We start from the raw sequence: 6,397 nt of genomic DNA, 5'->3' as shown, positions 1-6,397 counted from the left end.
TCAATTGCTGCAGTCGCTCACGTAGAATTAAAAACCAAACAAGATCAAGAAGAATTAGGTATTCATATCATTATTGAAGGTAGTAAAGTAATTACACAAGATGTGGCTGTTTTGCCAAAAGGAACTTCATTTTTAGTAAAAAATCTTTTTTTCAATATTCCTGCGCGTAGAAATTTTTTAAAATCGGATAATATCGAATTAAAACATATTATTGACGAGTTTGAACGTGTAGCTTTGGCTCATCCTACTATCAGCTTTACTATGATTAGTAATGGAAGTGAAGTGTTTAATTTGCCAAGTTCTAATTATCGCCAGCGAATTGTAAATATTTTCGGTGGTAAAACAAATGAAAAATTAGTTCCTGTAACTGAAGAAACGGAGATTTTAAAAATTACTGGTTTTGTAGGAAAGCCCGAATTTGCCAAGAAAAACAGATCAGAACAGTTTTTTTTAGTCAATAATAGATATATTAGAAGTCCATTTTTGCATCACGCAATTATGAATGCTTATGATGGCTTATTGCGAGATAATAATCAACCCAGTTATTTCTTGTTTTTAGAAGTGCCGCCTCACACTATCGATATTAACATTCATCCCACAAAAACAGAAGTAAAATTTGACGACGAGCAAGCCTTGTATGCTATTTTACGAGCAACAGTAAAGCACAGTTTAGGAATGTTTAATGTGGCACCAATTCTTGATTTTGAGAGAGACGCTAACTTAGATGTTCCGTATGATTATAAAGATAAAACGTTAGATACGCCAACCATTCAAGTGGATCGTTCGTTTAATCCATTTGAACCTGAAACTAAAAAATACTCAAGTTCGCCTTCTTACGATAAAAGTAAATCAGCGCAACCGCATTGGGAAAGCTTATATACCGATTTGAAACAAGATACTTTTGAGGTTACTGCTACAAATTTTGAAACTGATTTAGTGGCCAGTACATTATTTGATGATAAATCAACAGAAAGTCAGACTTTACTATATCAATTCAATAGAAAATATATTTTCAATAGCATCAAATCAGGATTATTAGTTATTCATCAAAGTCGGGCACATCAGCGTATTTTGTACGAACAATTTTTAACAAACATCACCATTCATCAAGCCTCAAGTCAACAGTTGTTGTTTCCTTTAGAAATAAAGTTTTCAAGAGAAGAAATGATGTATTTAAAAGAAATTCAACCTAATTTAGAAGGAATAGGTTTTGCTTTTGAAAAAATGGGATTTGATGAATTGGTTATATCGGGTTTACCAGCTCAAATTTCAGATACTACAGTTTCAGAAATTTTACACGATTTAATTTACAATTTACAAGAAAATTTACCTGAAGATAGTTTTTCATTAAGTGATAGTATTTCTAAATTTATGGCAAAAAGTGTATCAATTAAATCGGGAAAATATTTAAATACAATTGAATTAGAAAATATTGTAAATGGCTTATTTGCTTGTAAAGAACCTAATGTGTCGCCCTTTAATAAACCAATTTTTATTACATTAACCTCTGAAGATTTAGATAAAAGATTTTAAGTATGTTCAATAATATGACACCGGTTGTAAAGCAACTATTAATAATAAATGTTTTGGTTTTTATTTTGAGTCAAGTGCTACCTCAAAATTATGAAACGTTATCCTTATTTTATTTCGAAAGTGAAAAGTTCCGATTTTGGCAGCCTTTTACGCATATGTTTATGCACGCGAAAATGCCAAATTTGATGCATATTTTATTTAATATGTTTGCACTGGTTTCTTTTGGTTCGGCTTTAGAACATTTTTGGGGTGGAAAAAAGTTTTTGTTTTTTTACATAGCTTGTGGTTTAGGTGCAGCTTTAGTTCAAACTGGAATGAATTACTATGAAATTCATCAAGTTATAAATGAATTAGGACTAACTTCACAAGAAATGCAAATTATTTTTGATACGCCTTTAAGCGATGTGTTTAATTCGGCAGGACAAACTACAGGAAAAGTAAATCAAATTTTAAATAATGTAGATTGTACCCAAGCTGAATTTGATAAATTATCTTTAATTTATGGAAGTTGCGTTGGTGCTTCAGGTGCCATTTATGGTTTGTTAGTAGCCTTTGCTTTTATGTTTCCTATGGCTGAATTAATGATGATGTTTATTCCAGTACCAATAAAAGCAAAGTTTTTTGTACCAATTATTGTTGGTTTAGATTTATTCTCAGGAGTAACTGGTTTTTCAATTTTTTCTGGTGGAGGTAATATTGCTCATTTTGCCCATATTGGCGGTACTTTAACTGGTTTTCTATTAATGATGCTTTGGCGAAACAATAAGTTTACACATACCAGATGGAATTAGGTAGATAAGTCGAAAGTCGAAAGTCAAAAGTTGAAATGTCATATTTCTTATACTTCCTTATATGACTTATATGGTTAATAAAAATCAAAAGCGATAATATAAATGAATTTTATAAACGAAATAAAACAACATTATAAAAGCAGCGATGCACCCCAAAAGTTAATTTTTATTAATATTTTGGTGTTCATTGTTAGCGCTTTGTGTTTTAGTTTTGTTTTAAATCAGTTTCAATATCCAAATTGGTTGGCTTTGTCGTCTAATTATAAAGATGTTTTATGGTTTCCGTGGACATTAATTACTTTCGGATTTTTGCATTCCGAACCAATTCATTTAATATTTAATTTGATTTTTTTGTATTACATAAGTACCTTGTTCTATACCTTTTTTACTACCAGACAGTTTTTAACAGTTTATTTTTTAGGCAGTTTTTTTGCAGGTTTAATTTTTGTAGCCTACGGATATTTATTTAATTACACTAATTTAATAGTTGGTGCAAGTGCATCCATTATGGCTATTTTTATGGCTGTTGCTACATTTGCGCCAAATTATTCTTTACGATTACCTTTAATTGGCTATTTGAAAATTTGGCATATTGCAGTTTTTTATATTTTTATAGATGTAGCACAATTATTAACTGAAAACACGGGTGGTCATATTGCACATTTGTCTGGTGGTTTAGTTGGATTTGTTTTTGCAATCTTAATGAAAAAAGGAATTGATATAAGTGCCATTTTTGCAATTAAAAAGAAAAAAAATAGTACATTTAAAAAAGTGTATAAAAACAAGTCCGTGAAAAAGTATCAATCCGTTCGTGTTTCGGATGTAAATTTTACACAAAGACAAATTGATGAAATACTTGAAAAGATTAGTAAATCGGGATATGAAAGTTTAACCAAAGAAGAAAAAGAATTTCTTTTTGCAGCCAATAAATAGATGCTAAAAAAAATGTCATTTATTTCAAAAACAATGTTGTTTTTTAATGTAGTAGTCGCATTTACTACATTAATGGCATATTTGTTGCCTTTTTTAGCACCAAAATGGTTTCCTTTTTTAAGTGTTTTAACCTTGTTTTTGCCTTTTTTCTTGGTGGTGAACTTAATGTTTTTTATGTATTGGTTTTTACAATTTAAAAAATATATTTTCGTTTCTGGTTTGGTGTTGCTTTTAGGTATTACGTTTATCAATAAGTTTTATAATTTAAAACCTACAACGTTACCAAAATCGGAAAAAGAGTTCACTATAATGAGTTATAATGTTCGTTTGTTTAACAAATTTAATTGGAACAAAAAAGCGAATATTCCAACCAAAATTGCTGAGTTTGTTAGTGAGAAAAACCCAGATATTTTATGTGTTCAAGAGTATTCGAATTTAGAAAAAACACAATTTTCGAATTATAAGTACAAACACGTTTTTAAAGAAGGTAAAAATATTATCGTAGGAAATGCTATTTTTTCTAAATATAAAATTATAGATAAAGGTGTCATTAATTTTCCAAATTCTACAAATAATGCGGTTTATGCTGATATTATTAAGGATAAAGATACGTTGCGAATTTACAGTATGCACTTGCAATCAATAAAAATTAGTACCGATATTGAAGAAGAGGAAATTCAGAAAATGAACGAATCTAAAACAAAATATATTTTCAGAAAAATCAGTAGTGCGTTTACCAAACAACAAGTGCAAGCCTTATTAATAAAACAGCATTATACGAATTGCAAGTATAAAAAAATTATATGTGGCGATATGAATAATAGTGCTTTTTCTTTTGTGTACAGAACCATAAAAGGATCAATGAAGGATGCTTTTGAATCAAATGGGGAAGGATTTGGTAAAACCTATAATTTTAAATATTATCCAGCACGAATTGATTACATTTTTGCCGATAAAAACATTCAGATTAATAGTTTTGAAACGTTAAATGATTTTTATAATAGCGATCATTTTCCTTTAATTTCTCGGTTAGAAATTAAATAATATCCAAATCATATTTATTTAAAAGGCCACTTAAATTCTCATTTGAAAATTTAGTTTTACTTAGTTTATTCTTTTCAGGATCTATTGAAAAATGAAATGCTGAACTGAAGTCTGTTTTTTCTAAATTCGTTGCGTCAAAAATAGATTTTGATAAATCGCAATTATCAAATTTAACCCCACTAAGTGTAGCATTAGTAAAATCCACATCAATAATTTTTGAATCTTTAAATTTTGAATTTTTTAAGTTCATTTTGAAAAATGAACATACTTGTAACATACAAGAATCGAAGGAAACTTCAAATAAAAAGTCATTACAGTATTCAAATTGCAAACCTAAAATCGTACATTCTTGAAAAGTTACTTCTTTAAAAGAAGTATGGCTTACAAATGGAGTTTCAAAATTACAATTAATAAACTCACAGTTTGTAAATACACTATTTGAAAGCGTTGTTTTAATAAAACTACAGGAATCAAAAACACAAGTATCGTATTCGGCAATTTCAAACAATTCGTTAGAATAGTTTATTTTACTAAAAGTACTATCTAATATTAGCTTCATAACGAAAGGAATTGTATAATTATGTCATTCTGAACTTGTTTCAGAATCTCAAACAAAGAATTTTATATTAAAATAGATTTTGAAACAAGTTCAAAATGACAAAAGAGTTATATTATTTTTCTTCAGTTTTTTTTCGTTCAGCAATCAAATCATTTAAACGTTTTCCATATTTAGATTTAGCAACCTTTGGAACTAACATTTTATTGATAGTGTCTAATAATTTAATATTTGCATCTGGAATTTCACTTAAAGCAATATAAGGGGACACTTCATATTTTGGATTTATAAGTGCAAAATTAGCTGTATATAAATATTTTCTAATGGTTAATTTATCGCGTTTGTTTTGAATATCCTCTGTTACTGTTGCGTTATTTGCTGTTTTGTTTTTTAATTCTTTTTCTAATAAGTCTAAGTTTTCATCATTTAATTTCGACTTAATTTTTAAGAATTTTTCATATACTTTTTGATTTTCTGAACCTGTAATTTTTGCATTCGAATAAAAACCTTGTAAAGTAGTTTCTATTTTCATTTTACCTGGTTCTGCGAAAAATTGAATACTATTATCTATAGATTCGGTAGTTCCTCTATCTAAAGTTAGATATAACATTTGTGGTTCATCTAATTGAATTTTGGTTTCAAAATTAGATTTCCCAGAGATTATAATACTATCTAAAATTACTAAATTGGTATCATTAAGCTTATGAATGTATAGTTTTCCTTTTTTTAATCCGTCTACATTTCCAGAAATTTCTAAATTTCCAATTTTATTGCTTTCTGTTTTACTACAAGCTACTAAAATGGTAACTAAAAGTATTGTAACTATTTTTTTCATTTTACAGGTGTTGATTTCAATTTATATGAAGTGCAAAGAAAATAAAAAAATCCTCAAATTAATAGTAATTTGAGGATTTTATATTGGTCTTTACTTATTGATTATCCTTTTAACCAAGCATTTTTAATTGTTTCTTTTGTTTTATCCGTTGCCATAAATCCAGATTTTTCTTCTTTTGGCAAATTGATTTTCCCTTTTAAAACAATTTCTTTTCCATCTCTTATTACGGTTACTGAAATAGCATCACCATCTTTCCAAGATTCGCTTGACATAATTAAATCGTATATATTTTCTAAATTATATTCCTTGTCATTAAATGCTTTTAACACGTCGTTTCCTTTAATTCCTAATGTGGTCATAAAAACATTATTGCTTACATCTTCTAATGCTTTAATTTGTTTTGTGGTTCCATCAACAGTAATTAAAGGTGTGCTTTCGTCTTTTAGAAAAGGATTTCCTGTTGCTAGTGTTTTTCCTTTTGTAACACCCATTTTAGCAAAATAAAACTCATATGGTATTGGTGTTTCACCCGCAACGTAGGTATTTAAAAATTCTCCAATTTGTGGATATGTAATTCTTGTAATCGTAGCAAATAATTCTTCATCTTTAAATGGTTTATTACTACCAAATTCGTTAGATAAATCTTGCATTAAACTAAGAATTCCTCTTTGTCCGTTGCTTAATTCTCTCATTTGAATATCAATA

Annotated in this window: 6 protein-coding genes and 1 pseudogene; 4 read left to right on the top strand and 3 right to left on the bottom strand. The window is 28.3% G+C overall.

All coding sequences use genetic code 11. The annotated features are described in order from the left end of the window. From mutL to ABWO04_RS09265, 4 genes are all read left to right on the top strand, one after another. Window positions 1-1,533, top strand: a 1,533-nt coding sequence (gene mutL, locus ABWO04_RS09280; protein ID WP_353079413.1) for a DNA mismatch repair endonuclease MutL, incomplete at its 5' end; no start/stop codon positions are given. Window positions 1,534-1,535: 2 nt separating this feature from the next. Beyond that, the gene (locus ABWO04_RS09275) at window positions 1,536-2,324 is read left to right on the top strand and encodes a rhomboid family intramembrane serine protease (protein ID WP_353079411.1); all 789 of its coding nucleotides are present in this window, start codon (window positions 1,536-1,538) and stop codon (window positions 2,322-2,324) included. Between the two features lie 102 nt (window positions 2,325-2,426). Next, the gene (locus ABWO04_RS09270) at window positions 2,427-3,257 is read left to right on the top strand and encodes a rhomboid family intramembrane serine protease (protein WP_353079409.1); all 831 of its coding nucleotides are present in this window, start codon (window positions 2,427-2,429) and stop codon (window positions 3,255-3,257) included. 12 nt (window positions 3,258-3,269) lie between these two features. Continuing rightward, a complete protein-coding gene (locus tag ABWO04_RS09265; protein WP_353079407.1) occupies window positions 3,270-4,301 on the top strand; it encodes an endonuclease/exonuclease/phosphatase family protein in 1,032 nt (343 codons plus the stop codon). Here the strand turns inward: ABWO04_RS09265 and ABWO04_RS09260 are convergent. The 3 genes and pseudogenes from ABWO04_RS09260 to ABWO04_RS09250 all read right to left on the bottom strand — a co-directional run. Beyond that, complete coding sequence (locus ABWO04_RS09260; protein ID WP_353079405.1) at window positions 4,294-4,860, bottom strand: pentapeptide repeat-containing protein; 567 nt, start codon at window positions 4,858-4,860, stop codon at window positions 4,294-4,296. The two genes, ABWO04_RS09265 and ABWO04_RS09260, sit on opposite strands and share 8 nt — an antisense overlap. Before the next feature lie 112 nt (window positions 4,861-4,972). After that, window positions 4,973-5,692 (bottom strand): DUF4369 domain-containing protein, encoded by a 720-nt coding sequence (locus tag ABWO04_RS09255; RefSeq protein WP_353079403.1) that lies wholly within the window; start codon window positions 5,690-5,692, stop codon window positions 4,973-4,975. A 101-nt stretch (window positions 5,693-5,793) separates the two neighbouring features. Further along, a pseudogene (locus ABWO04_RS09250) lies at window positions 5,794-6,397 on the bottom strand (M61 family metallopeptidase); the annotation flags it as partial.

Origin of the sequence: Flavobacterium sp. (genome assembly GCF_040382755.1) — a bacterium.
GTDB lineage: Bacteria > Bacteroidota > Bacteroidia > Flavobacteriales > Flavobacteriaceae > Flavobacterium.
The sequence above is the reverse complement of the archived record's forward strand: the minus strand, read 5'-3'. Positions and strand labels throughout refer to the sequence as shown.

What these genes read in the sequence shown, in the direction of transcription:
- ABWO04_RS09265 (WP_353079407.1), top strand. Translation starts at nt 3,270, where the DNA reads ATGTCATTTATTTCAAAAACAATGTTGTTTTTTAATGTAGTAGTCGCA.
- ABWO04_RS09255 (WP_353079403.1), bottom strand. Translation starts at nt 5,692, where the DNA reads ATGAAAAAAATAGTTACAATACTTTTAGTTACCATTTTAGTAGCTTGT.
- ABWO04_RS09270 (WP_353079409.1), top strand. Translation starts at nt 2,427, where the DNA reads ATGAATTTTATAAACGAAATAAAACAACATTATAAAAGCAGCGATGCA.
- ABWO04_RS09260 (WP_353079405.1), bottom strand. Translation starts at nt 4,860, where the DNA reads ATGAAGCTAATATTAGATAGTACTTTTAGTAAAATAAACTATTCTAAC.
- ABWO04_RS09275 (WP_353079411.1), top strand. Translation starts at nt 1,536, where the DNA reads ATGTTCAATAATATGACACCGGTTGTAAAGCAACTATTAATAATAAAT.